We start from the raw sequence: 23,964 nt of genomic DNA on the forward strand, positions 1-23,964 counted from the left end.
TGGGGGCGGCTAGGCGGGGCCGCACCTGTCTAGTTTTAGAGGGTCTGTGGGGCGTCGCCCTGCCCGCCCCACCCGGCTCCGCTTCGCTTCGCCCCCTCCCCCGTGGGGGAGGGAGAATGAAAAATGCCGGTCTCGGCAGGATTGGACGCCCCCGGTTTCGGCCGGGGGCGTTTTCTTTGCGCCTGCGACCAATTTCTCACCGAATTGCCCCGTTTCGGTCATGACCCATAAGGAAAGCACGCCTATATGACGGGCGCGCCCCTCACGGAGATGTGTCCGGCGGGGCCCAAGGGATAGCGAGAACAATGGCGGACGATGCGGGTCGGCTGAACCAGGTCTTTGCCGAGACCTCTTTCCTCTACGGGTCCAATGCGGCCTATATCGAGGAGCTGCACGAGAAGTGGGCCAATGATCCCGGCTCGGTCTCGGCGGAATGGAAAGCCTTCTTCGACCAGTTGCGCGACAACGCCGCCAGCGTGAAGGCCTCGGCCGAGGCCGGCGCCTGGGGGCGCGGAACCGCCACCGAGCCCAATGAGGCGAACGCCGTGTTCGACGGCCGCTGGCCGGCGCCCAAGCCCGATCCGAAGAAGCCCGGCGCCGCGCCGGCGCCTGCAGCGGCCAAGGCCGCGCCGGTCGAGGTTTCAGGCGACGCGATCCGCGCCGCCGCCCATGATTCCATTCGCGCCCTGATGCTGATCCGCAGCTATCGCGTGCGCGGCCACCTGCAGGCCAAGCTGGACCCGCTGGGCATCGAACAGCCGGTCGAAAACCCGGAACTGACGCCGGAATTCTATGGTTTCAGCGCCGCCGACATGGATCGTCCGATCTTCCTGGACGGGGTCCTGGGGCTTCAGACCGGCACGATCCGCCAGGTGCTGGACCTGCTGAAGCGCACCTACTGCGGCAATATCGGCATCCAGTACATGCATATCGCCGAGCCGGAGGAGAAGTCCTGGCTGCAGCAGCGGTTCGAAGGGCCGGACAAGTTCGAGCAGAACGCCTTCACCAAGGAAGGCAAGCTGGCCATCCTGAACAAGCTGATCGAGGCCGAGGGCTTCGAGCGCTTCCTGCACAAGCGTTTCCCCGGCACCAAGCGGTTCGGCCTGGACGGCGGCGAGGCCATGGTCCCGGCGCTGGAGCAGGTGATCAAGCGCGGCGGCAATCTGGGCGTCGACGAGGTCGTGCTGGGCATGGCCCACCGCGGCCGCCTGAACGTGCTCGCCGCCGTGATGGGCAAGCCCTACAAGGTCATCTTCCACGAGTTCCAGGGCGGTTCGGCCGTGCCCAGCGACATCGAGGGCTCGGGCGACGTCAAATATCACATGGGCGCCAGTTCGAACCGCGAGTTCGACGGCAACCACGTCCACCTGTCGCTGACCGCCAACCCGTCGCACCTCGAGATCGTCAATCCGGTGGTGCTGGGCAAGGCGCGCGCCAAACAGGCGTTCGACATCCGTGAGGCCAACGCCGGCAAGCCCGAGGCCGAATGGGCGCTGGACCGTTCCAAGGTCGTGCCCCTGCTGATCCACGGCGACGCCGCCTTCGCCGGCCAGGGCGTGGTGGCCGAATGTTTCGCCCTGATGGGGCTGAAGGGCTACCGCACCGGCGGCACCCTGCATTTCGTCATCAACAACCAGATCGGCTTCACCACCAGCCCGCGGAACTCGCGCTCGTCGCCCTATCCGTCGGATGTTGCGCTGATGGTCCAGGCGCCGATCTTCCACGTGAACGGCGATGATCCCGAAGCGGTCGTCTTCGCCGCCAAGGTGGCCACCGAATACCGCCAGAAATTCCACAAGGACGCGGTGGTGGACATGTTCTGCTATCGCCGGTTCGGCCACAACGAAGGCGACGATCCGACCTTCACCCAGCCGCTGATGTATTCGAAGATCCGCGCCCAGCCCTCGACCCGCGAACTGTATTCGCAGCGTCTGGTCGCCGAGGGCGTGCTGACGCAGGCCGAGGTGGACGCTGAGATTGCGCGGTTCGACACCTTCCTTGACGACCAGTTCGAGGCCGGCAAGACTTGGTCCGCCGAGAAGGCCGACTGGCTGGACGGCCAGTGGCAGGGCTTCCAGTCACCCAAGGACGAACTGCGCGGCGAGACCGCGGTGCCCCTGGCCAAGCTGACCGACCTGGGCCACCGCCTGACGACCATCCCCAACAGCGTCGACATGCACAAGACGCTGAAACGGGTCATCGACGGCCGGCGCGAGGCCATCACCTCGGGCGAAGGCCTGGACTGGGCCACGGCCGAGAGCCTGGCCTTCGCCTCGCTGGTGGACGAAGGCTTCCCGGTTCGCCTGTCGGGCCAGGATTCGGTGCGCGGCACCTTCTCGCAGCGCCATTCGGGCATCATCGATCAGACGACCGAAGAGCGGTACATCCCGCTGAACAACCTCCGCGAAGGCCAGGCCAACTACGAGGTCATCGACTCGGCTCTGTCGGAAGAGGCGGTGCTGGGCTTCGAGTACGGCTATTCGCTGGCCGACCCCAACACCATGGTGATGTGGGAAGCCCAGTTCGGCGACTTCGTGAACGGCGCCCAGGTGGTGATCGACCAGTTCATCAGCTCGGGTGAGCGCAAGTGGCTGCGGATGAGCGGCCTGACCATGCTGTTGCCGCACGGCTATGAAGGCCAGGGACCGGAACACTCGTCGGCCCGTCTGGAGCGGTTCCTGCAGCAGTGCGCCGAAGACAATATGCAGGTGGCCAACTGCACCACCCCGGCCAACTATTTCCACATCCTGCGGCGCCAGATGCACCGGCCGTTCCGCAAGCCGCTGATCCTGATGACGCCCAAGAGCCTGCTGCGTCACAAGAAGGCGGTCTCGTCGATGAAGGATCTGGCGGAGGGTTCGTCCTTCCACCGCGTCCTGCACGACGACGCCCAGACCCGCCCCGACGTCGCCGGGATCAAGATCAAGGCCGACAAGGCGATCCGCCGCGTCATCCTGTGTTCGGGCAAGGTCTATTACGACCTGCTGGACGCCCGCGAGAAGAAGGCCAAGGACGGCCAGGCGGTGGACGACGTCTATATCCTGCGCCTGGAGCAGTTCTATCCGTGGCCGATCCAGTCGCTGCGCAAGGAACTGGCCCGCTTCCCGAAGGCCGAAGTGGTCTGGTGCCAGGAAGAGCCGAAGAACATGGGCGGCTGGACCTTCGTCGATCCGTGGCTGGAGCTGACTCTCGACAAGCTGGACGTCGCCTCCAAGCGCGCCCGCTACGTCGGCCGTCCCGGTTCCGCCTCGACGGCGGCCGGCCTGATGAGCCGCCACCTGAAGGAACTCGAGACCTTCACCAACGAAGCCTTCGCCTGATACACCTCACCGAATACTCCCAAAGAGACAGCTGGACCCGACATGGCCGACATCCTGACCCCCGCCCTCGGTGAATCCGTCACCGAGGCCACCATCGCGAAATGGACCAAGAAGGTCGGCGACGCGGTCAAGAAGGACGAACTGCTCGTCGAACTGGAGACCGACAAGGTCTCGCTGGAAGTCGTGGCGCCGGCCGACGGAGTCCTGGGCGCCATCAACGCCGCCGAGGGCGACACCGTCGTTCCCGGCACGGTCCTGGGTTCGGTGACCGAAGGCGGTGCGGCCGCTGCTGCGGCTCCGGCCCCGGCCCCAGCCAAGGCCGCCAAGGCCGAGGCCAAGGCGGCGCCCGCCGCCGCTGCGTCCGGCATCGACATCACCGTGCCGGTGATGGGCGAAAGCGTCGCCGAGGGCTCTATGGGCAAGTGGCTGAAGAAGAGCGGCGACGCCGTCAAGAAGGACGAACTGCTGGTCGAGATCGAGACCGACAAGGTCGCGGTCGAAGTGTCAGCGCCGGCTGACGGCGTCCTGACCATCGCCGCCGACGAGGGCGCGACCGTCACCCCCGGCCAGAAGATCGGTTCGGTTTCGGGTTCGGGCGCAGCCGCTTCGGCTCCGGCCGCCGCTGCCCCGGCGCCTGCCGCCGCTCCGGCCAACACCGGCTCGGCCCAGGTCTCGGGCGGCAAGAACGACACCCTGTCGCCGGCCGTCCAGCGCGTCGTCGCCGAAAACAATCTGGATCCGAAGGCCATCGCCGCCACCGGGCCCAAGGGCAATATCACCAAGGCTGACGCCATCGCCGCCATCGGTCAGGCCGCCCCGGCTCCGGCCGCCGCCGCCGCGCCTTCGGCCCCGCGCGCCGTCGGCCCGCGCGAAGAGCGGGTGAAGATGACGCGCCTGCGTCAGACCATCGCCCGTCGCCTGAAGGAATCGCAGAACACGGCCGCCCAGCTGACCACCTTCAACGAGGTGGACATGACCAATGTCATGGCCCTGCGCGCCCAGTACAAAGAGGTGTTCGAGAAGCGCCACGGCGTAAAGCTGGGCTTCATGTCCTTCTTCACCAAGGCCGTGGTTGCGGCCCTGCACGAGATTCCGGCCGTCAACGCCGAGATCGACGGCACGGACATCATCTACAAGAACCACTATGACATCGGCGTCGCCGTCGGCACCGAAAAGGGTCTGGTGGTTCCGGTGCTGCGCGACGCCGACACCCTGAGCCTGGCGGGCATCGAAAAGGGCATCGGCGCCCTGGGCAAGGCCGCCCGCGACGGCGCCCTGACCATGGACCAGCTGCAGGGCGGCACCTTCACCATCACCAACGGCGGCACCTATGGGTCGCTGATGTCGACGCCGATCCTGAACGCCCCGCAGTCGGGCATCCTGGGCATGCACAACATCGTCCAGCGCCCGATGGCCATCAACGGCGAGGTCAAGATCCGTCCGATGATGTACCTGGCCCTCAGCTATGATCACCGCATCGTCGACGGCAAGGAAGCCGTGACCTTCCTGGTCCGCATCAAGGAACTGCTGGAAGACCCGCAGCGGGCCCTGCTGGACCTGTAAGAGACGGAAAGGCGGCGAGGTTCTCGTCGCCTTTTTCTTTCCCGACGAGGCCGATCATGCTGACCCTCTATACCGCCCCCGGATCCTGCAGCCGGGCCAGCCATATCGCGCTGGAAGAGTCCGGCCTGGCGTTCGAAGCCCGCCTGGTCGACTTCGCCCAGGGGGACCAGCGCCGGCCCGAGTTTCTGGCGATCAACCCCAAGGGGCGGGTTCCGGCTCTGGTGACCGATCAGGGAATCCTGACCGAAAGCCCGGCCATTCTGGCCTATATCGCCGCCCTCGCTCCGCAGGGTCTGCTGGCGCCGGTCGAGCCCTTCGCCCTTGCGCGGATGCAGGCCTTCAACCTCTATCTGGCCTCGACTGTCCACGTCGCCCACGCCCATGGCCGCCGGGCCTCGCGCTGGAGCGACGACGCTGCGGCCCAGGCCTCGATGGCGGCCAAGGTGGCGCAGAACATGCGGGACTGTTTCACCCTGATCGAGGCGGATCTGGCCCGGAACGGAGACAGCGACTGGGTGATGGGCGACGCCTATTCCGTCGCAGACCCCTATCTGTTCACCTTCACCGGCTGGCTGGAAGGCGACGGCGTGGATGTGGCCGAGTTTCCGTATGTACGCGCCCATTACGACCGGATGGGCCGTCGTCCGGCGGTCGTCCGGGCGCTCCAGGCCGAGCAGACGCGCGCAGCCTGAGATATCATCGGTTGTGTCTCGTTTGCGCCGCTTGGACCTTTTCAGCCGACTAAGGGGTTTTCCGCACTTACGGCCCGGGCGGGAATGACGCCTTATTCCCGCCATGGAGTGGGCAGCGCGCGCGATAGGGGTGTTCTACGTCTTGGGCGGGCTGATGCTTCTGTATCAGGCCTGGCTCAACTGGCGTTTGCAGCGTGCATTGTCGGGGCTGATCCCGGTGTCCGTCACCGACCAGGTCGGGGACGGGGTGATTGCTCTGGGCGCCATGCTGGTCCTGGCCTCCGGCGCGGCCCTGGCGGCGCTCAGCGGCTGGGCGGTCGCGGCCTTCCTGGCCGGGTGGACGATCCAGGCCCTGTATCTGCTGTGGAATGATCGCGCCGTCCGCATCGCCGAGCCCACGGCCCTGAGCGGCCGTCGCCGGTCGGTCCACGCCTTCGCCGGCTATACAGCCGTCACGGCCCTGGTGCTGTGCCTGCCCATGCTGGGCGTGCTGGGCTGATCAGCCGAACTCGGCCTCGAGATCCGCCAGGCGTGCGGCCTGGTCCTCGGCGATCAGGGCGTTCAGCATGGGGTCCAGATCGCCTTCCAGGATCTGGGGCAGGCTGTGCAGGGTCAGGCCGATGCGGTGGTCGGTCACCCGGCCTTGGGGGAAGTTGTAGGTGCGAATCCGCTCGGACCGGTCGCCCGACCCGACCTGGGACTTGCGCGAGTCGGCGCGGGCCAGATCCTTGGCCTGGCGCTGCATGTCGTACAGGCGGACCCGCAGGTTCTTCATCGCCTTGTCGCGGTTCACGTGCTGCGATTTCTCGGAGCTGGTGGCCACGATCCCGGTCGGAAGGTGGGTGATCCGCACCGCCGAGTCGGTCTTGTTGACGTGCTGACCGCCCGAGCCGGAGGCGCGGAAGGTGTCGATGCGGATGTCTTTTTCCAGAATCTCGATCTCGACGTCCTCGACCTCGGGCAGGACGGCGACGGTGGCGGCCGAGGTGTGGATGCGGCCTCCGGCCTCGGTCGTCGGCACGCGCTGGACCCGATGGACGCCGCTTTCGAACTTCAGTCGGCCGAACACCCCGTCGCCGGTGACGGTGGCGATGATCTCCTTGTAGCCGCCGGCGTCCCCTTCGGTCGCCGAATCCAGCTCGATCCGCCAGCCGCGCGTGGCGGCGTAGCGCGAATACATGCGGAACAGGTCGCCGGCGAACAGGGCCGCCTCGTCGCCGCCGGTGCCGGCGCGGACTTCCAGCACGGCCGAGGCGTTCTCGTCGGCGTCGCGCGGGGCCAGCAGCAGGGCGACGTCGCGCTCCATCTGCGGCAGGCGTTCGGTCAGGTCGCGCAGCTCGTCCTGGGCCATGGCGGCCATTTCGGGATCGGCGGCCATGACCTCCAGATCGGCCATCTCGGCGCGGAGTCGGGCCAGGCCCTGGACCGCGTCGGCGACGGGCTTCAGCTCGGCGTGCTCCTTGGACAGGCGGACGATCTCGACGCCGTCCGTCGCCGCACCCATGCGGGCCTCCACCTCGTGGAAACGGTCGAGCACCTGATCGAGACGGGCCTGGGGCAGACGCAAGGGGGCAATCCTGGAGAAAGGGAGGGCCGTCCTTAGCGCGCCGAGGGGCGCGATGTCGATTGTCGGCGGGGACCACGGTCGGCGCCGGGATTGTGATTTTGGATAACGATGGCGTCAGAGGCGCTTACGCCGAGGGTTCCAAACGACTAGCTGACGGCCGATCAGCCGTGAGGAGGACGTCATGTTCGATCGCCCGCCGCCGTCGAAGCCTGTCGCCCAGGCCGCCGACGCGACTCCGGACGGCGCCGACAGCGTGGAACGGCTGTGCCGCCTGTATGACGCGCGTCTCACCGCGGCGGGCGGCCGTCTGTCGCCGGACGATGCGCGCGACCTGAAGACCATGGCGGGCCTCTATGGCCTGGATAGCGACCGACCGGCGGTCGAGGTCTGGCGCGATCTGCGTCGGGTCATCGTGGCCCAGACATCCGGTTCCGCTGAAGGGGCCGCGCCCCGGCCGGCCGAGATCGGCGTCGTGGGGGGCGATCTGGAGCCCCTGACCCTTCTGGTGGTCGAGGATGACGCCGAGGTGGCCGCCGACCTAACCGAGCTGTTGACCGAGGCCGGGCACAGGGTGGTGGGCCCGTTCCACAGCGCGGCGGCGGCCGAGGCTGCGGCCGCCCTGCACGCCATCGACGGCGCGCTGCTGGACATCAATCTGTCCGGCGCCACGACCGGGGGCGAATTGGCCGAGGTTCTGACGCGGCGCTGGGATATTCGGGTGATCTTCATTTCCGGCGACGCTGAGGCCGCAACCCGTTACGCCCCCCTCGCCGAGGCCCTGGTGCTGAAACCCTATACCGGTCCGCAAATCCTGGCGGCGGCGGCCCGGCTGGCCCGGCCGGGATGAGGTCGGGCCGGACGGCGAACGGCGTCTTGCGTCCGGCGCGCGGTCGCGCGATCACGGACCATGCTGTCGAACCGGTCCCGCTACGCCCTGCGCGCCATGATCCATCTGGCCGGCCTGCCGGGCGGCGGCCCCGCCACCATCGGCGAGATCGCCGAGGCCGCCACGGCGCCGCGCAAATTCCTAGAAGCCATACTTCTGGATCTGCGTCGTCAGAATCTGCTGGTGTCCAAGCGGGGGCGGACCGGAGGCTACGCCCTGGCGGCGCCGGCCGGGACCATCAGTTTCGCCGATGTGATCCGGGCGCTGGAAGGCCCCCTGGCCCTGGCGCCCTGCGCGTCGCGCACCGCCCACGGGCCTTGCGAGACCTGTCCGGACGTCGAGACCTGCCCGTTGCAGCCGGTCCTGCAGGATGGGCGCGACGCCGTCGCCGCGGTGTTCGAGGCGCGAAGCCTTCTGCAAGCCGCGTCGAATCCTTCTCCTATTGACCCAGTAGGAAAATAACACGCACCGTCGGGCGGATTTTCAGGGGCGGCCATGCAAGATTTCCTCGTCTTTCTCCTCGTCGGTTTCCTGGCCCAGTCCGTCGATGGGGCCCTGGGCATGGCTTACGGCGTCATCTCCTCGACGGTCCTGCTGTCGTTCGGCGTGCCCCCTGCGACAGCTTCGGCCAGCGTCCATGCCGCAGAGGTCTTCACCACGGCGGCGTCGGCCGGATCTCACACGGTCAACAAGAATGTAAACTGGAAACTGTTCGTGCCCCTGGCCATGGGCGGGGTGGTGGGCGGCTGCCTGGGCGCCTTTGTCCTGACCAGCATCGACGGCGACCTGGTCAAGCCCTGGATCACCGCCTACCTGGCGATCATGGGGGGCGTGATCATCTGGCGCGCGACCCGCCAGACTCGCGCGCGGATCTTCCCGGTCAGGTTCGCGGGACCGCTGGGCGTCGTCGGCGGGTTCTTCGACGCCATCGGCGGCGGCGGCTGGGGGCCGACGGTCACGACGACCCTGGTGGGGTCGGGGGGCGATCCGCGCGCCGCGATCGGCACCACCAATACGGCGGAGTTCTTCGTCACCTCGGCCATTTCGGCGACCTTCCTGGCCGCCCTGCTGACCGGTCACTGGGCGGAGGCCAAGGGCGTCGCCACCCACGCCGCCTCCATCCTGGGCCTCATCCTGGGCGGTCTGATCGCCGCGCCCTTCGCCGGGGTGATCGCGCGGATCGCGCCCCGTCGGATCCTGACCTATGGCGTCGGGGCCGTTGTGTTGCTGTCCGCCGGCTATCAGGCCCTGCGGCTGTTCAGGGTGATCTGAGACGAAAGACGACGGCGGGTCGGGACCCGCCGTCGCCGTGGTCGTCCTTTGATCCGATCAGCGCGCGCGGGCGCGGAAGCGGGTCAGGAATTCCTTGATGTTTTCGCGGATCGAGGCTTCGTTGGCCATCCGCAGACGTTCCACGCCCATGAAGGCCTGACCCATGGTCGCTGTGCCGGTCGCCGCCACCGTTTCGTCGAAGACGGAACGGTCGGCTCGCATCACGGTATAGCGAACCTGGCTGGTCACAGACATGTCAAAGCCGGCCATCGGCTGTTTCAGGTCGATCAAGGATGCGGAGATCGTCATGGGCTGACCTTCGGTCCCCATATAGCCGGCGGCCGCTAAGGAGCCTTCCAGCGCGGTCTTGAAGTCCGCATTCGAAACCTCGGAGGTCCACATCGGATTGGTGTTCTGGCCGCCGGAAACCGTGACTGTCGTCACCGACCGATAGCCGAGATCGCCGGGCGCCGCCGTGAGGCCCGATGTCGCCGGCAAGGTCATGAGCGCGGGGTTGGACGGGCTGGCGCAGGCCGCGACGCCCATCAGGGCGCCCAGAGCGGCGGCGGCGGCGAGACGACGGATCATTATTCGCCTCCGGCTGCGGCTGCGGCCGCGGCGGGCGGCGTCGCGACGGGGGCCTGGGCTGCGGCCGCTTCTTCGGCCGGGGTGCGCAGGGTCACGATCAGCGGATTGGGCTTCAGATCATTCATGGCGCCGGAGGTGGCGTCGATCGCCCCACCGATGATGCCGCCGATCAGGATGTTGCCGGCCATGGCCGTACCGCCCGCGCCGGAGACGCTGCTGGTGATGTCATGGGTCTGGGCGACGTAGCCGTCCTTGGACACGGTGATGCGGAAGGCGTCCTTGCGCGGCATGCGGAAGGTGCAGGGCGTCGCCTGGCATTCGAAGCCGTTCGACGTGCTGACCTGGGCGCCGGGCGGGGTGCTCTGGACGGAGAATTGCTGACTGGAGCCACGCGTCACGGTGGCGCAGGCGGGCAGCGACATCGCCACGCCGGCAAGCATGAGCAAGCGCACGCCGAAACGTGCGGAATTTTTGGAAATCATAAGGCCCCTCAGTGGATTAAGGTTCAGCCTCCCCAGGCGAACCAACGGCAGAGGTTGCACTTTCGACACGATCGGTCAATCACTCAGGCGTGAATTTCATCAAACCTTGTGCAACCTCGAGGGGCGGGTCTATTCCGCCGCCTGAAGCTCCGCCGCCCGGGCCGCGTCCAGTTCGGCGGCCTTCTGCTCGACCAGGTCGACGATATGGTCGATCATGCCGTCGTTGGCCTGTTTGTGGGCGATCTTGCCGTTCAGATAGATCATGCCCGCCCCCTTGCCGCCGCCGGTGAAACCGATGTCGGTATAGAGGGCCTCGCCCGGGCCGTTCACGACGCAGCCGATGACCGACAGGCTCATCGGCGTCGAGATATGGGCCAATTTCTCTTCCAGCAGCGTCACCGTCTCGATGACGTTGAAGCCCTGACGCGCGCACGACGGACAGGCGATGATGTTGACGCCCCGATGGCGCAGGCCCAGCGACTTCAGGATGTCGAAGCCGACCTTGATCTCCTCGACCGGATCGGCGGCCAGGGAGACGCGGATGGTGTCGCCGATGCCGGCCCACAGCATCGAGCCCATGCCGATGGCCGACTTGATGGTGCCGGTGCGCAGCGGCCCGGCCTCGGTCACGCCCAGGTGCAGGGGGCAGTCGATGGCCTCGGCCAACTGCTGATAGGCGGCGACGGTCAGGAAGGGGTCGGACGCCTTCACCGAGATCTTGAACTCGTGGAAGTCGTGGTCCTGCAGGATGCGGGCGTGGTTCAGGGCGCTCTCGACCATGGCGTCGGGGCAGGGCTCGCCGTATTTTTCCAGCAGCTCCTTTTCCAGCGAGCCGGCGTTGACGCCGATCCGCATCGAACAGCCGTGGTCCTTGGCGGCCTGGATCACGTCGCGGACGCGGTCGGGACTGCCGATATTGCCCGGATTGATCCGCAGGCAGGCGGCGCCCGCCTGGGCCGCCTCGATGCCGCGCTTGTAGTGGAAATGAATGTCGGCGACCAAGGGGACCCTGGCCTCGCGGGCGATGACCTTGAACGCCTCTGTCGATTCCACGTCGGGGCAGGAGACGCGGACGATGTCGGCGCCGGCCTCTTCCAACTGGCGGATCTGGTCGATCGTCGCCGCCGCGTCGGACGTCGGCGTATTGGTCATCGACTGAACGCTGATCGGGGCGTCGCCGCCCACGAGGACGGAGCCTACGCGGATCTGGCGGCTCTTGCGGCGCTCGATATGGCGCCAGGGTCGGACGTGGGTATGGTCGCTCATCACGGGCTCATATAGGCCGAAGACGGCGTCAGGGCCACGGGGGCGACGATCAGTTTGTCGCCGCGACGGGGGGAGGGGCGGGTTGAGCCGCTTGTTGGGCCGCCCGCACGGCCTGAGCCTGCGCCACGCGGCGGGCCTGGTCCTCCGCCACTTGGCGGGCGGCCTGTTCTGCGCGGCTGTTCAACTGGGCCAGGGGCGTCAGGACAGCCGGCAGGATGCCGCCATGTTCGCCGTTCAGATAGACGTCAAAGGCCGCCGGATCCGATACATCGATGGTGGCGCTGACGCCCATCGGCGCGCGCCAGGCCTCGCCGGCGGCCATCTGGCGGGCGAACAGGGCCTGACCGTCCCCCAGCCGAACGACCAGGGCGCCGGCCTTCTTGGCCTGGATCACCACCTGGGAGGCGGTGGCGGGGGCGCCATAGACGGCGCCGCGTGGGTTGAAGGCCTTTTGCACGGGGGCGTTGTTGGCCGCCGCCGTCGCCGCCAGCACCGCAGGATCATTGGGATCGATCCCGGTCAGCTCGGCCTCCAGGCCGGGCGTGATGTAGAGGGCCGGCGTGGTCTGGTCCAGCGGTGCGGCGCGGGGCGCGCTGAGGTCGATCAGACCGTTCTGACCGGGCACGTCCCCCAGGGTCCAGCTCTCGGGCACGGCGGCGATGTCGGAGGCGCGCGGCGCCTTCATCAGATTGATGCGCTGGAAGACATTCCATCCGACGATGGCCAGGGCGGCCACGGCGACGACCGCGATGATGCGCGGCGAATAGCGTTTCACATCCTCAAAGGCGATGCCGATGGGCGCCTTCAACGGAGCCGAGGTGTCGGGGCTGTCGCGCTTGAACCGTTCGACGGCCAATTGCTCGTCGAGGCCCAGGGCGGCCGCATAGCCACGCACATAGCCGATGGCGAAAACCCGAGAGGGCAGGGAGGACCAGTCGTTCTGCTCCAGAGCGGTCAGGAACCGCGAATGGACCTTGGTTTCGGCGGACAGATCCGCCAGGGACTTGCCGGACGACTCGCGCGCCCGGCGCAGGCCGTCGCCCAGAGTCACGGACTCTGCGATGGAGGGCGCAATGTCCTTCCAATCAGGATGAGCCTTGAACTCGTCGGGGGCTTGCCCCGCATCCAGCGCCATGACGCCTGACCCCACACTCGGAACGGCTTGAAGCCGCTCCGTACTCGAAACGGACCCGTCCGGTAGCATGTCTTCGTGACTGGACTCGCCTCCCCCCGGAGGCAGTCCTGATGCGTCCTGTGGATAAACCATAATGCCCGCCCCATCAACGGCGATTCCCAAAACGGAACGCGCGCGAAGACTCTCAGACGGCGATGTTCAACTTCCGCGCCAGGGATTCGATCTCGTTGCGCACCGAGCCGGTCGAGAGATTCAGCAGATTGTTCAGGCCCCGGCGCGCCGCCGTCAGGTCCGCGGACAGGATCATCCGCTTGACGGGGCCGACGCCGCCGGCCGGGGCTGACAGGCGGGTGAAGCCCAGGGTGATCAGGGCGAAGGCCTCCAGCGGCCGGCCCGCCAGTTCGCCGCAGATCGAGACCGGGGTGCCGGTGTCGGCGCAGGCCTTCTGGATCGTCTGCAGGGCGCGCAGGGTGGGCGGCGACAGGGGATCGTAGCGGTCCGAGACCAGGGGATTGGTCCGGTCGGCGGCGTACATGTACTGGAACAGGTCGTTGGTGCCGATCGAGACGAAGTCGGTCAGGGGCAGAAGCGCGTCGAGGTGCCACAGCAGCGACGGGCATTCGACCATGGCCCCGACGCGCAGCAGGGCGGGCAGGGCGCGGCCGCGCCGCTTGGCCCAGGCGCATTCGACGTCGACCAGTTCGCGCGCGGCGCGGAACTCGTCCACCGTGGCGATCATCGGGAACATGACGCGCAGCTCTCGACCCGCCGCCGCCGTCAGCAGGGCCCGAAGTTGCATCCGTAACAAAGACGGCCGGTCCAGGCCCAGGCGTATGGCGCGGCGGCCCAGGGCGGGGTTCTCCTCCCGCTCGGCCTCCAGATAGGGCAGGACCTTGTCGCCGCCGATGTCCAGGGTGCGGAAGGTGACGGGCCGGTCGCCGGCGGCGTCCAGCACCAGCTTGTACAGGGCCGTCTGGGCGTTCAGCCGGGGCAGCTCGTCCGAGACCATGAACTGGAATTCGGTGCGGAACAGGCCGATGCCCTCCGCCCCCGTCTCGTTCAGATTCTCCAGGTCCACCGCCAGGCCGGCGTTGGTCAGCAGGGTGATGCGCTGGCCGTCCAGGGTCACGGCGGGGGTGTCGCGCAACTGGGCGAACTGAGCCTGGCGCTGGTCGCGTACGGCCATACGCGACTGGACCGCCTCGATCATATCGGGGCGGGGCCGCAGATAGGCCTCGCCGGTCTCGCCGTCGGCGATGACGACGTCGCCTTCCGACAGTCGGTCGCGCAGGCCCATCAGGCGGCCGACGCACGGGATCTGCAGCGCGCGGGCGACGATGGCGGCGTGGCTGGCGGCCGAGCCTTCTTCCAGCAACAGGCCCTTCAGCTTGTCGCGCGGATATTCCAGCAGGTCCGCCGGACCCAGGTTGCGCGCCACGAGAATGGCGTCGTCCGGCAGTTCGCGCTCGCCTGGCTTGTCGCCCGCCAGCACCCGCAGCAGCCGGTTGGCCAGGTCCTCGAAATCGTGCAGCCGTTCGCGGATATAGGGGTCGCGCGCCTGGGCGAAGCGGGCGCGGTGCTCGTTCCGGACCCGGTCCACCGCCGCCTCGGCGGTCAGGCCGTTGCGGACCGCCTCTTCCAGCGACCGGTTCCAGCCCCGGTCGTCGGCGAACATCCGATAGGTCTCCAGCACCTCGAACGAGGGTCCGGCCAGGCCCTGACCCTTGTCCAGCATGGCGTCCAGGCCGGTCTTGAGCGAGGCCAGGGCCAGCTTCAGCCGAGCCTCCTCCATCGCCGGGTCTTCGGACAGCAGTTTCTCGGGCGGCAGTGGCGCTTCGTGCAGGACGACCCGGCCGACCGCCAGACCGTCGCCGAACTTCTGGCCCTTCAGCCGTTCGGGCCGGTGGGGCGCCAGTTCGACGTCGCGCAGCTCGTCCTGTTCCAGCAGTTCGCCGGAGGACACCGTCTCGGACAGGACCATGGCGATGGTCTGGATGTCCTCGACCTCCTCCTCGTCATAGCGCCGCTCGGTGCGGTTCTGGACGACCAGGACGCCGATGGCGCGGCCGCCGCGCAGCAGGGGGGCGCCGAGGAAGGCGTGATAGGGGTCTTCGCCCGTTTCCGGCCGATACGAGAAGGACGGGTGCGACGGGGCGTCCGACAGGCTGATCGGCTGGGCCATCCGGGCCACCTCGCCCACCAGGCCTTCGCCGGGGCGCAGGCGGGTGTTGTGGACGGCGTCGGGGTTCAGGCCCTCGGTGGCGAACAGCTCCAGCTCGCCCGAGGCGCGGCGCAGATAGATGGAGCAGACCTCGGCGACCATGGATCGGGCGATGATCCGCACCACCATGTTCAGACGGTCCTGCGCCGGGGTCGCGCCCGCGCCGGCCCCGCCCAGAGCCTCGCGGATCTGGCGCAGGAGGATCCGAGGTCCTCTGGTCATCGCGCCGCCTGCCGGCATTATGGCTCCCGCGCTCCCGCGCTCCGGCGCCGAGGCGCCTGTTCAAATCATCCTATATCGCGTCCAGCCCGTAAGCCGAATGCAATGCGCGCACGGCCAGTTCGGCGTACGCCGCGTCGATCAGGACGCTGATCTTGATTTCCGAGGTCGAGATGGCCTGGAACTTGACGCCCTTGTCGGCCAGGGCCTTGAACATGGTCTGGGCCACACCGGCGTGGCTGCGCATGCCGACCCCGACGACGGACACCTTGGCGACATCCTCGTCGACCCGGATTTCCTCGATGCCGATCTCGGCCTGGGCGGCCTTCATCAGGTCGGCGGCGCGGACGGCGTCGCGACGGCCGGTCGTGAAGGTCAGGTTGACCGCCCCGGCGGTGCGCGACTGGCTCTGGACGATCATGTCCACATTGACGTTGGCCTCGGCCAGGCGGGTGAAGACGTCGGCGGGGGCGTCCACACGGTCGGACAGGCCCAGCAGGGTGATGCGGGCCTCGTCACGGCTCATGGTCACACCGGACACGATGCGCTTTTCCAAGATCTCCTCCTCGTCGCAGATCAGGGTTCCGCCCTTGTCGGGCATTTGGCCGGACGCGTCCGGTTCGATGAAGCTGGACAGGACGCGCACCGGCACCTGTTTGGCCATGGCGAGCTCGACCGAGCGGGTCTGCAGCACCTTGGCCCCCAATGAGGCCATTTCCAGCATCTCCTCATAGGAGACCTTAGCCAGGCGGCGCGCGCGGCTCTCGATGCGCGGGTCGGTCGTATAGACCCCGTCCACGTCGGTATAGATGTCGCAGGGGCAGGACAGGGCGGCGGCCACGGCCACGGCCGAGGTGTCGGACCCGCCGCGGCCCAGGGTGGTGATCTTGCCGTCGGGGGTGACGCCCTGGAAGCCGGGGACGATGGCGATCTCGCCCGCGTCGAGGGCGGCGCCCAGTTTCTCGCCGGGGATGTCGATGATGCGGGCGCGGGCGTGGGCGTCGTCGGTGATGATCGGCACCTGCCAGCCCATCCACGAGCGGGCGTTCAGCCCCATGTTGCGCAGGGTCAGAGCCAGAAGCCCGGCCGTCACCTGTTCGCCCGAGGCGACCACCACGTCATATTCGTCGTCGCTGAGCGGCAGGCCCGCCGCGGCCGGGCCGGCGCCGTCGGTCCAGGCGACCAGTTCGTTGGTCTTGCCGGCCATGGCGGAGACGACGACGGCGACCTTCTTGCCGGACGCGGCCTCGGCGGCGACGATTCGCGCCGCGCGCCGAATCCGTTCGAGGTCGCCCATCGAGGTGCCGCCGAACTTCATCACCAGTCGCGTGGTGTCGGATCGTGAAGAATCGGGCCGCGTCATCGTGGCGTTCCGCCCCCTGCTTGCGTGAAAGGGCGCGAAGGTTCATCCCTCGCGCCATGACCGCTTCTAGCGACGCCGCACCGTCTCGCCTACCCCGCGAAGGGCATGGTTTTCCGCAAAATTCGTCCGAAGGCGCATTTGGCGCATCGATCGACCCGGCCGACGTGGCCCGCTTCTCGGCCCAGGCGGCCGAATGGTGGGATGCGCACGGGCCGTTCGCGCCCCTGCACCGGTTCAATCCGGCCCGTCTGGCGCTGATCCGCGAGCAGCTTTGTACCCGTCTGGGGCGGGATTCGAAGGCGCGTCGCCCGTTCGAGGGGCTGACGCTTCTGGACGTCGGCTGCGGCGGCGGGCTGATCGCCGAACCGATGCGGCGGATGGGCTTTGCCGTAACCGCCATCGACGCCTCGTCCGAGAATATCGGCACGGCGCGGGCCCACGCCGAGATGGTCGGGCTGGACATCGCCTATCGCGCCGCGACGGTTGAACAGATCGAGGCCGAGGGGGCGGGGCCGTTCGACGTGGTCCTGACCATGGAGGTGATCGAGCATGTCGCCGACCCTGAGGGCTTCGTCCGCGCCTGTTCGCGCCTGGTCCGGCCGGGCGGGGTGATGATGGTCGCCACCCTGAACCGCACGCTGAAGTCCCTGGCCCTGGGCAAGGTGGCGGCGGAGTACATCCTGCGCTGGGTGCCGGCGGGCACGCACGACTGGCGACAGTTCCTGAAGCCCGACGAGATCCGGGCGATGCTGGCGGCCGAGGCTGTGGCGGTCGAGGGGCCTTACGGCCTGAACTACGATCCTCTGACCGACCGCTGGAGCCAGAGCGACGATGCGGGCATCAACTATATGATGGTGGCGACGCGGGCGGCCTAGCGGTTCTCCCTCCCCCTGCGGGGGAGGGGCGTCGCGCAGCGACGGGGTGGGGGCGGCCAGGCGGGGGCGCACCGATCTGAATCAAGTCAGGTCTGCGATGTGTCGCCCTGCCGCTCCCACCCGGCTCCGGCTACGCCTCCGCCCCCCTCCCCCGCAGGGGGAGGGAGAGGTGTTGTGTCACACCGCCTTGGCGCGGCTCCGCGTCCAGGCGTAGAGGGCGAACACCGCGACGGCGAAGCCGATGATCCCCGCCAGCATGGCCGGCCAGGCCGAACCCTCGGGCAGCATGGCGAACGGCGCGTCGTCGCGCGTGGCCACGATCACCCCGGCGGTGAAGACGCCGAACAGGCTCTCGCCGACGATCAGGCCCGAGGCCAGCAGCACCCCCATGCGGCGCGCCACGTCGGCGTAACGGGTGCTGGAGACCGCCTTGTCGTAGATCCAGCCGCAGACGGCGCCGATGACCAGCATGGTCGTGACGGCGGCGGGCAGATAGAAGCCGATGCCGACGGCGAGCGGCGGCAGTTTCACCTTGCCCTTGGTGGCCCTGGACACGACGGCGTCCAGCACGATGATGATCACGCCGATCACCGCGCCCAAGCCGATCAGGTCCCAGCGCAGATCGCCGCCGATGACGCCGCGCGCCAGGGCCGAGATCAGGGTGGCCTGGGGCGCCGCCAGGGTCTTGGCGCCCTCGACGATGGCGGGCGGCCCGCCCTCGAAGCCGAAGGCCTGGTTCAGCAGGTTCAGGATCAGGGGAATGACGATGGCGCCGGCGCCGACGCCGACGATCAGGGCGACCTGCTGGCGCCAGGGCGTGGCCTCGATCAGTTGGCCGGTCTTCAGGTCCTGAAGATTGTCATTGGCGATGACGGCGACGGCGAAGACCACGGCGGTGACGATCAGGGCGAAGGCGATGATCGACGGATCGGCCGGCACGCCCGCGATGGCCATGACGCCCAGCATCAGCAGCGAGGCGATCACGACCGCCAGGATGCCGACGCCCGAGACCGGGCTGTTCGACGAGCCGATCAGGCCGGCCATATAGCCGCAGATGGCGGCGACGGCGAAACCGATCAGGACGACATAGACCAGGCCGCCGATGACCAGCAGCGGGGTCGATCCCGCCAGGGCGGGGGCGCTCTGGGCGAACCAGGCCAGCAGGCCGGCGATGCCGACCAGGCAGGCGACCGAAATCGCGCCGACCAGCTTGATGGGCAGGTCCTGTTCGGTGCGTTCCAGCACCTCGCCGTGGGCGCGTTTGGCGTTGGCGGCCAGGGCGGAGGTCAGGCCGCCGATCAGCGGGCCGGCCAGCTTGACCAGGGTCCAGATGGCGGCGACGCCGATGACGCCGGCGCCCATGAAGCGGACTTCACGGCTCCAGACGGTCGCCGCCAGCTCCTCGGCCGGCGCGCCGGCGGGCAGGGTGGAGGCGATGGAGGGGATCCCGTGCGCCGTCAGCCAGGCCACGGTGTCGGGGCTGGTCAGGATCGGCACGGCGATGGCCCAGGCCAAAATCAGACCGAACAGCTGGGCCAGGCCCACGGTCAGACCGATCAGGTGGCCGGCGCCCAGAAGCGCGAACTGCATGCCGAAACCCATGCCGGTGGCGCCGCCGCCCAGGGCGGCCGGCAGCTTGAAGAATTTCGCCGCCTCGCCGGCGAAGACGCGACCCGCGACCAGCAGGGCGTAGCCGGCCGAGACGACAGCGCCGGCGACGACGATCCACAGACCGGACTTGTTCTCGCGCACCGCGCTCTCGGTCTGTTCGGCGCCGCGCGAGCCGACCTTCAGCACCTCGGCGGCGGCGACGCCCTCGGGGTAGGGCAGGCCGCCGTTGGTCACCAGGGCGCGGCGCAGCGGGATGGAGAAGGTCACCCCCAGCACGCCGCCCAGGATGCAGATGGCCACCGACTGCCAGAAGGGAAACTCCAGCCACCAGCCGATCATCACCAGGCCGGGCAGGACGAAGATGATCGAACTCATGGCCCCGCCGACCGAGGCCACGGTCTGGACGGTCATGTTCTCCCAGATGGTCGAGGTGCGGAAGGCGCGCAGCACCGCCATCGATATGACCGCCGCCGGAATGGCAGAGGCGAAGGTCAGGCCGACCAGCAGGCCCAGATAGGTGTTGGCGGCGGTGAAGATCACCGCCAGCAGGCAGCCCAGCACAAGGGCGCGAAGGGTCAGTTCAAGCCGGCCCTTTTGGGCAGGGCTTTGGGGCGCAGCGGCGGCGTCAGTCATCGAGATCGGTTCCCACGTTCGACGCGGACGTAAGCCCATAACGCCGCCTGCGGCAACCGGTCACGCCCAGACAACGCTCAGGCGGGGAGGGGCTGCAGCCCTCGGAACCGCCGCCGCGCCCGACGAACCAGGCCGGGCGAGGCCACCGTCACCCGATACACCCCCGTCATGACCAGGGCGGTCAGGGCCCAGGACAGCAGGATGTCCGACAGGAAATGCCCCCCGAAGGCGAGCCGGTTCATCGACAGGGCGAAGGCGTAGACGACGGCGAGGGGCAGGACGACCGGCCGCCATTTCGCCGGCGTCACTACCAGCAGGACCCCGACCATCCAGGCCGCGCTGGAGCCCTCGCCCGAGACGAAGGAGCAGTTGGACTGGCAGGCGTCGCTGACCATCCAGACGGGGGTAAAGGCCGCGTCGCCGCCGAACTGGTCGATCTGAACCGGACGGGCGCGGCCCCACAGCCCCTTCAGCACCAGATTGACCACCAGGCCCGGCCCGACCGCGAGGGCGGCCAGGACGAAGACCGCGCGGCGCGCGGCGGCGCCGAGAGGCCGGCGACGCAGGGCGCGCCACGCCAGTCGGCCGATCACGCCCAGAAGCATAAGGGCCAGAACGAGGGAGGAGCTTTTGCGCAACGCCTTCAGCAGGGGATTGTCGGCCAGGAAGAAGCCGGCTTCGGGCCGGTAGAACAGGCGGCTGACCGCAATATCGACGCCGGGAAAGGCCAGGAAATAGACGCTGACCGCCAAAACGGCCGCCGCCGCCAGGATCGCGGCGTCGTCGCGCGTCAGACCGACCGAACGAATCAGGTTCGAGACGCGGACGCCGGGCCGGCGGATGATGATCGATTGAGACACGTTCCCCCCGGAGTGCGCCTAAAACGGATGACAGACCAGGGTGTCGGCTGAACGTCGGTTCGAACAAGGTTTTCTGAAGATCGCAGCGGGGGCGGACGATCCGCTTGGCCCGCGATCACCGAGGGGCTAGGACCGACCCATGCCAGAACTCCCCGAGGTCGAAACCGTCCGACGCGGCCTGACGCCCGTACTGGCGGGCGCGCGCCTGTCCCGGGTCAGGATCAACCGGCCCGATCTGCGTTTTCCCTTTCCCGACCGGTTCGTCGAGCGGCTGGTGGGGGCGACGGTCCAACGGATCGACCGACGGGCCAAATATCTGTTGATGCCTTTGTCTAGCGGCGAGACCTGGATCACCCATCTGGGCATGACCGGCCGTTTCACCCTGGACGGAACCCAGCTGGGCGAGTTCGAGGAGGCGGCGCCCATCGCCGGCAAGCACGAGCATTTCAGCGGCTGCGCCGTGCGCGACGGCGTCGCGACCCGCATCGGCTACGCCGACGCGCGCCGGTTCGGCTTCATGGGCCTGATCCCGACCGACCAGGTCGAGGTCCACCCGTGGTTCGCCGGCCTGGGCCCCGAGCCCCTGGGCAATGGTTTCTCCGGCGCGCACCTGGTCGAGGCCTTCGCCGGCAAGACACAGAACATCAAGGTCTCGCTGCTGGACCAGCGGATCGTCGCCGGACTGGGCAACATCTATGTCTGCGAGGCGCTTTATCGCGCCCGCATCTCGCCCCTGGTCGCGGCCGGATCGGTCTCGAAGGCGCGGCTGGAGCGGCTGGCCGCCGTCGTCCGCGACGTGCTGAACGACGCCATCGCCGCGGGCGGATCGACCCTGAAGGATTTCGCCAACGCCGAGGGCGGCCAGGGCTATTTCCAGCACCGGTTCGACGTCTATGGCCGCGAGGGTCAAGCCTGTCAGGGCGAAGGCTGCTCCGGCGTCGTGGCGCGCATCGTCCAGGGTGGTCGCTCGACCTTCTACTGCCCGTCCTGCCAGAAGACGTAGTCCCGAGGAGGTTCGCACCATGCGCAAAATCCATCTGTGGATCAGTCTGGTGGTCGGCGTCCTGGTCTGGGGCGCCTATTTCCTTCATTTCGCTCAAGGTCTGCGCTCCGGCGATCTCGGGGGACTGATCTGGTGGTTTCTCGCCGCCCTGATCGTCGCCGTCGTCGCAGAAGGGGCCGCCACCGGGCTGATCGCCCGTCTGCTTCGACGGCGCACCCGTGCGCTGGACGACGGGCCGACGCTTCAGGCGGCGCTGAAGGCGGGGCATGTCGCCCTGATGCTGCTGGTCGGCTTGATCCTGCTCTCGGCCCTGGTCCTGGCGCTTTCATCCGTCTTCGGCTGGACGCTGGATCTGTCGGGCGCGCGCGGCCAGGTGATCGCCGCCAATCTGCTGCTCGGCATGGCGGTCGTCGCCGAACTGGTGCGCGCCGGCCTGACGCTGGCCTTGACGCCGCGCCGGTAGCAAGCCCGCCTGCGTCACTGTATGACCGCGCTCAAAGGAGACCGCCCATGGCCGACGCCTATTCCACCCTGCTGATCGAACGCTGCGCCGACGGCTACGCCGTCGTGACCCTGAACCGGCCGGAGGCGCTGAACGCCCTGAACTCGACCCTGTTCGGCGAACTGGCGGCCTTCCTGGATGCGGTCGAGACCGACGACAGCGTGCGCTGCCTGATCCTGACCGGCTCGGCCAAGGCCTTCGCCGCCGGGGCCGACATCAAGGAGATGGCGGATCAGTCCTACGCCGACATGTTCAAGGGCAATTTCTTCGCCCTGGGCCATGACCGGATCATGCGCTTCCGCAAGCCGATCATCGCGGCCGTGTCGGGCTACGCCCTGGGCGGCGGCTGCGAACTGGCGATGTTGTGCGATTTCATCATCGCGTCCGAGACGGCGAAGTTCGGCCAGCCCGAGATCAATCTGGGCGTGGCGCCCGGCATCGGCGGCTCGCAGCGGCTGACGCGTCTGGTCGGCAAGTCCAAGGCCATGGACATGATCCTGACCGCCCGGATGATGGACGCCGCCGAGGCCGAACGCGCCGGCCTGGTCAGCCGGGTGGTCGCCGCCGACGCACTGCTGGACGAAGCCCGCGCCGCCGCCGCCAAGATCGCGGCCCAGAGCCCGCTGGCGGTGATGATGAACAAGGAACTGGTCAACGTCGCCCTTGAGACGACCCTGACCGAGGGCGTGCGGTTCGAGCGCCGCCTGTTCCACTCTCTCTTCGCCTTCGAGGACCAGAAGGAGGGCATGTCCGCCTTCGTCGACAAGCGCAAGCCGGACTTCAAGGGGCGATGACTCACGGTCGCGGCCGTCAACCGATCGCCGTGATCGTGCGTTAGGTGCGGGTCATGCGCCGTCTTCTTGCTCCGCTTTTCGCGATCCTGTTCGTCGTCCTGCCTGGCGCCGCCGTCGCCCGGGCGCCAGTATCGGCGTCTCTCGCCCCCGCCTTCCGTTCCGACCGGATCATCGTCGAGACGCGGGGCGCGGGGCCGGATATCGTCTTTATTCCGGGCCTGGGCTCAACCGGGGCGGCCTGGCGGTCGACGGCGGACAAGCTGGAGGGCCGGTATCGGGTCCATCTGGTCACCATCCGGGGCTTCGGCCAGACGGATATCGGCGCCAACGCCGGCGGCGCCCTGGCCGCGCCCGCCGCTCTGGAGATCGAACGCTATATTCGCGAACAGCGGCTTTCGCGCCCCGCCCTGATCGGCCATTCGCTGGGCGGCCAGATCGCGCTGCGGGTCGCGGCGGACATGCGGGACCGGATCGGCCGGGTGATGGTGGTCGATTCCGCCCCCTTCTTTCCGGCCCTGGTCGATTCCCGCGTCACCGCCCGCGAGGTCGAGCCCCTGGCGCGGCTGGGTTATCAGGCCCTGATGCTGTTCGGGGACCAGGCGCTGAAGGGCCAGGTCTCGGCCCTGGGCGGCGATCTGGGCCTGGCGGGCGATATGGTGTTCGACGGCTTGGGGCTGCAGGGCGGCGACCGGCGGGTGCTGGCCCAGGGCCTGTACGAAGCCCTGACGGTCGATCTGCGCCAACGGCTGCGCGACGTCACCGCTCCGGTCACGGTGGTCTATGGCTGGACGCGGGACACGAACAACCCGCGCAACCGGCTGGAGGGCCTGTACCGCTACGGCTTCTCCACCCTGCGCCGGCCCGCACAATTCGTCCGCATCGAGGGCGCCGACCACCAGGTCATGATCGACCAGCCCGCACGCTTTCAGGCGGCGGTGGAACGGTTCATGGGATAGGTGCAGACCTTCCCCCGCTTGCGGGGGAAGTGGCAGGTCGTGGCGCGAAGCGACACGCCTGACGATGGGGGAAGTCTCCCTTTGAGCGACACTTCCCTCTCCGACCCTGGTTCGCTGCGCGAACGCCGGGCCACCTCTCCCGCAAGCGGGAGAGGG

General features: G+C 68.3%; 21 protein-coding genes. 12 read left to right on the top strand and 9 right to left on the bottom strand.

All coding sequences use genetic code 11. From position 1 onward, the window contains the following. Positions 1-305: 305 nt before the first annotated feature. From AC07NC_RS13320 to AC07NC_RS13335, 4 genes are all read left to right on the top strand, one after another. Entirely contained in the window at positions 306-3,320 is a 3,015-nt protein-coding gene (locus tag AC07NC_RS13320; protein ID WP_292147623.1) for a 2-oxoglutarate dehydrogenase E1 component, read from the top strand. 42 nt (positions 3,321-3,362) lie between these two features. Beyond that, positions 3,363-4,883, top strand: coding sequence for a 2-oxoglutarate dehydrogenase complex dihydrolipoyllysine-residue succinyltransferase (gene odhB, locus AC07NC_RS13325; RefSeq protein WP_494569846.1), 1,521 nt, complete (start codon positions 3,363-3,365; stop codon positions 4,881-4,883). A 56-nt stretch (positions 4,884-4,939) separates the two neighbouring features. Beyond that, entirely contained in the window at positions 4,940-5,575 is a 636-nt protein-coding gene (locus tag AC07NC_RS13330; protein ID WP_494569847.1) for a glutathione S-transferase family protein, read from the top strand. A 130-nt stretch (positions 5,576-5,705) separates the two neighbouring features. Then, a complete protein-coding gene (locus AC07NC_RS13335) occupies positions 5,706-6,074 on the top strand; it encodes a hypothetical protein (protein WP_494569848.1) in 369 nt (122 codons plus the stop codon). Here the strand turns inward: AC07NC_RS13335 and prfA are convergent, their stop codons facing one another. After that, positions 6,075-7,142 (bottom strand): peptide chain release factor 1, encoded by a 1,068-nt coding sequence (gene prfA, locus AC07NC_RS13340; RefSeq protein WP_008262463.1) that lies wholly within the window; start codon positions 7,140-7,142, stop codon positions 6,075-6,077. Positions 7,143-7,323: 181 nt separating this feature from the next. Between prfA and AC07NC_RS13345 the strand changes: the two genes are divergently transcribed. From AC07NC_RS13345 to AC07NC_RS13355, 3 genes are read left to right on the top strand one after another with little or no spacing between them, the layout of a single operon-like run. Beyond that, positions 7,324-7,989, top strand: a complete 666-nt coding sequence (locus tag AC07NC_RS13345; protein WP_494569849.1) for a response regulator — start codon at positions 7,324-7,326, stop codon at positions 7,987-7,989. Positions 7,990-8,049: 60 nt separating this feature from the next. Next, positions 8,050-8,490, top strand: a complete 441-nt coding sequence (locus AC07NC_RS13350) for an RrF2 family transcriptional regulator (protein ID WP_154726055.1) — start codon at positions 8,050-8,052, stop codon at positions 8,488-8,490. 33 nt (positions 8,491-8,523) lie between these two features. Beyond that, the gene (locus AC07NC_RS13355) at positions 8,524-9,300 is read left to right on the top strand and encodes a sulfite exporter TauE/SafE family protein (RefSeq protein ID WP_494569850.1); all 777 of its coding nucleotides are present in this window, start codon (positions 8,524-8,526) and stop codon (positions 9,298-9,300) included. Between the two features lie 57 nt (positions 9,301-9,357). Here AC07NC_RS13355 and AC07NC_RS13360 read toward each other — a convergent pair whose 3' ends face one another. The 6 genes from AC07NC_RS13360 to AC07NC_RS13385 all read right to left on the bottom strand — a co-directional run bounded on the left by AC07NC_RS13360 (position 9,358) and on the right by AC07NC_RS13385 (position 16,574). Next, positions 9,358-9,888 carry a hypothetical protein gene (locus AC07NC_RS13360; RefSeq protein ID WP_492072278.1) on the bottom strand — a complete coding sequence of 177 codons (531 nt, stop codon included), beginning with the start codon at positions 9,886-9,888 and terminating at the stop codon, positions 9,358-9,360. Further along, positions 9,888-10,328, bottom strand: a complete 441-nt coding sequence (locus AC07NC_RS13365) for a PEGA domain-containing protein (RefSeq protein WP_494569897.1) — start codon at positions 10,326-10,328, stop codon at positions 9,888-9,890. Before AC07NC_RS13365 ends, AC07NC_RS13360 begins: the two co-directional genes overlap by 1 nt. Before the next feature lie 171 nt (positions 10,329-10,499). Continuing rightward, a complete protein-coding gene (gene ispG / locus AC07NC_RS13370; RefSeq protein WP_494569851.1) occupies positions 10,500-11,639 on the bottom strand; it encodes a flavodoxin-dependent (E)-4-hydroxy-3-methylbut-2-enyl-diphosphate synthase in 1,140 nt (379 codons plus the stop codon). 46 nt (positions 11,640-11,685) lie between these two features. Then, on the bottom strand, positions 11,686-12,771 hold the full coding sequence (locus AC07NC_RS13375) for a helix-turn-helix domain-containing protein (RefSeq protein WP_492072280.1): 1,086 nt from the start codon (positions 12,769-12,771) through the stop codon (positions 11,686-11,688). A gap of 184 nt (positions 12,772-12,955) precedes the next feature. After that, positions 12,956-15,214, bottom strand: coding sequence for a phosphoenolpyruvate--protein phosphotransferase (ptsP, locus tag AC07NC_RS13380; RefSeq protein WP_369732953.1), 2,259 nt, complete (start codon positions 15,212-15,214; stop codon positions 12,956-12,958). 70 nt (positions 15,215-15,284) lie between these two features. Further along, positions 15,285-16,574 (bottom strand): aspartate kinase, encoded by a 1,290-nt coding sequence (locus AC07NC_RS13385; RefSeq protein ID WP_494569852.1) that lies wholly within the window; start codon positions 16,572-16,574, stop codon positions 15,285-15,287. Positions 16,575-16,630: 56 nt separating this feature from the next. Here AC07NC_RS13385 and ubiG point away from each other — a divergent pair, with 56 nt between their 5' ends. Beyond that, positions 16,631-17,449, top strand: a complete 819-nt coding sequence (ubiG, locus tag AC07NC_RS13390; RefSeq protein ID WP_292098374.1) for a bifunctional 2-polyprenyl-6-hydroxyphenol methylase/3-demethylubiquinol 3-O-methyltransferase UbiG — start codon at positions 16,631-16,633, stop codon at positions 17,447-17,449. A 177-nt stretch (positions 17,450-17,626) separates the two neighbouring features. Here ubiG and AC07NC_RS13395 read toward each other — a convergent pair whose 3' ends face one another. Both AC07NC_RS13395 and AC07NC_RS13400 read right to left on the bottom strand, forming a co-directional pair. Beyond that, positions 17,627-19,693: an OPT family oligopeptide transporter gene (locus tag AC07NC_RS13395; protein ID WP_494569853.1), complete on the bottom strand. Its 2,067-nt coding sequence runs from the start codon at positions 19,691-19,693 to the stop codon at positions 17,627-17,629. A 77-nt stretch (positions 19,694-19,770) separates the two neighbouring features. Beyond that, a complete protein-coding gene (locus AC07NC_RS13400; protein ID WP_154726061.1) occupies positions 19,771-20,553 on the bottom strand; it encodes a phosphatase PAP2 family protein in 783 nt (260 codons plus the stop codon). 139 nt (positions 20,554-20,692) lie between these two features. Here AC07NC_RS13400 and mutM point away from each other — a divergent pair, with 139 nt between their 5' ends. From mutM to AC07NC_RS13420, 4 genes are read left to right on the top strand one after another with little or no spacing between them, the layout of a single operon-like run. Then, the gene (gene mutM / locus AC07NC_RS13405; RefSeq protein WP_494569854.1) at positions 20,693-21,556 is read left to right on the top strand and encodes a bifunctional DNA-formamidopyrimidine glycosylase/DNA-(apurinic or apyrimidinic site) lyase; all 864 of its coding nucleotides are present in this window, start codon (positions 20,693-20,695) and stop codon (positions 21,554-21,556) included. Positions 21,557-21,575: 19 nt separating this feature from the next. Further along, entirely contained in the window at positions 21,576-22,019 is a 444-nt protein-coding gene (locus tag AC07NC_RS13410) for a hypothetical protein (RefSeq protein WP_008260728.1), read from the top strand. 47 nt (positions 22,020-22,066) lie between these two features. Further along, entirely contained in the window at positions 22,067-22,852 is a 786-nt protein-coding gene (locus tag AC07NC_RS13415; protein WP_494569855.1) for an enoyl-CoA hydratase, read from the top strand. A 53-nt stretch (positions 22,853-22,905) separates the two neighbouring features. Then, positions 22,906-23,808 carry an alpha/beta fold hydrolase gene (locus AC07NC_RS13420; protein ID WP_494569856.1) on the top strand — a complete coding sequence of 301 codons (903 nt, stop codon included), beginning with the start codon at positions 22,906-22,908 and terminating at the stop codon, positions 23,806-23,808. The last annotated feature ends 156 nt before the right edge of the window (positions 23,809-23,964 follow it).

This window comes from Brevundimonas sp. GW821-FHT10A07 (assembly GCF_059415785.1).

Excerpts from the sequence above, each read along its gene's own strand:
- AC07NC_RS13375 (WP_492072280.1), bottom strand. The coding sequence starts at position 12,771 with ATGGCGCTGGATGCGGGGCAAGCCCCCGACGAGTTCAAGGCTCATCCT.
- odhB (WP_494569846.1), top strand. The coding sequence starts at position 3,363 with ATGGCCGACATCCTGACCCCCGCCCTCGGTGAATCCGTCACCGAGGCC.
- AC07NC_RS13395 (WP_494569853.1), bottom strand. The coding sequence starts at position 19,693 with ATGACTGACGCCGCCGCTGCGCCCCAAAGCCCTGCCCAAAAGGGCCGG.
- AC07NC_RS13410 (WP_008260728.1), top strand. The coding sequence starts at position 21,576 with ATGCGCAAAATCCATCTGTGGATCAGTCTGGTGGTCGGCGTCCTGGTC.
- ubiG (WP_292098374.1), top strand. The coding sequence starts at position 16,631 with ATGACCGCTTCTAGCGACGCCGCACCGTCTCGCCTACCCCGCGAAGGG.
- mutM (WP_494569854.1), top strand. The coding sequence starts at position 20,693 with ATGCCAGAACTCCCCGAGGTCGAAACCGTCCGACGCGGCCTGACGCCC.
- AC07NC_RS13420 (WP_494569856.1), top strand. The coding sequence starts at position 22,906 with ATGCGCCGTCTTCTTGCTCCGCTTTTCGCGATCCTGTTCGTCGTCCTG.
- AC07NC_RS13365 (WP_494569897.1), bottom strand. The coding sequence starts at position 10,328 with ATGCTTGCCGGCGTGGCGATGTCGCTGCCCGCCTGCGCCACCGTGACG.
- AC07NC_RS13320 (WP_292147623.1), top strand. The coding sequence starts at position 306 with ATGGCGGACGATGCGGGTCGGCTGAACCAGGTCTTTGCCGAGACCTCT.
- AC07NC_RS13415 (WP_494569855.1), top strand. The coding sequence starts at position 22,067 with ATGGCCGACGCCTATTCCACCCTGCTGATCGAACGCTGCGCCGACGGC.
- AC07NC_RS13345 (WP_494569849.1), top strand. The coding sequence starts at position 7,324 with ATGTTCGATCGCCCGCCGCCGTCGAAGCCTGTCGCCCAGGCCGCCGAC.
- AC07NC_RS13350 (WP_154726055.1), top strand. The coding sequence starts at position 8,050 with ATGCTGTCGAACCGGTCCCGCTACGCCCTGCGCGCCATGATCCATCTG.
- AC07NC_RS13355 (WP_494569850.1), top strand. The coding sequence starts at position 8,524 with ATGCAAGATTTCCTCGTCTTTCTCCTCGTCGGTTTCCTGGCCCAGTCC.
- AC07NC_RS13360 (WP_492072278.1), bottom strand. The coding sequence starts at position 9,888 with ATGATCCGTCGTCTCGCCGCCGCCGCCGCTCTGGGCGCCCTGATGGGC.
- AC07NC_RS13330 (WP_494569847.1), top strand. The coding sequence starts at position 4,940 with ATGCTGACCCTCTATACCGCCCCCGGATCCTGCAGCCGGGCCAGCCAT.
- ptsP (WP_369732953.1), bottom strand. The coding sequence starts at position 15,214 with ATGACCAGAGGACCTCGGATCCTCCTGCGCCAGATCCGCGAGGCTCTG.
- AC07NC_RS13385 (WP_494569852.1), bottom strand. The coding sequence starts at position 16,574 with ATGACGCGGCCCGATTCTTCACGATCCGACACCACGCGACTGGTGATG.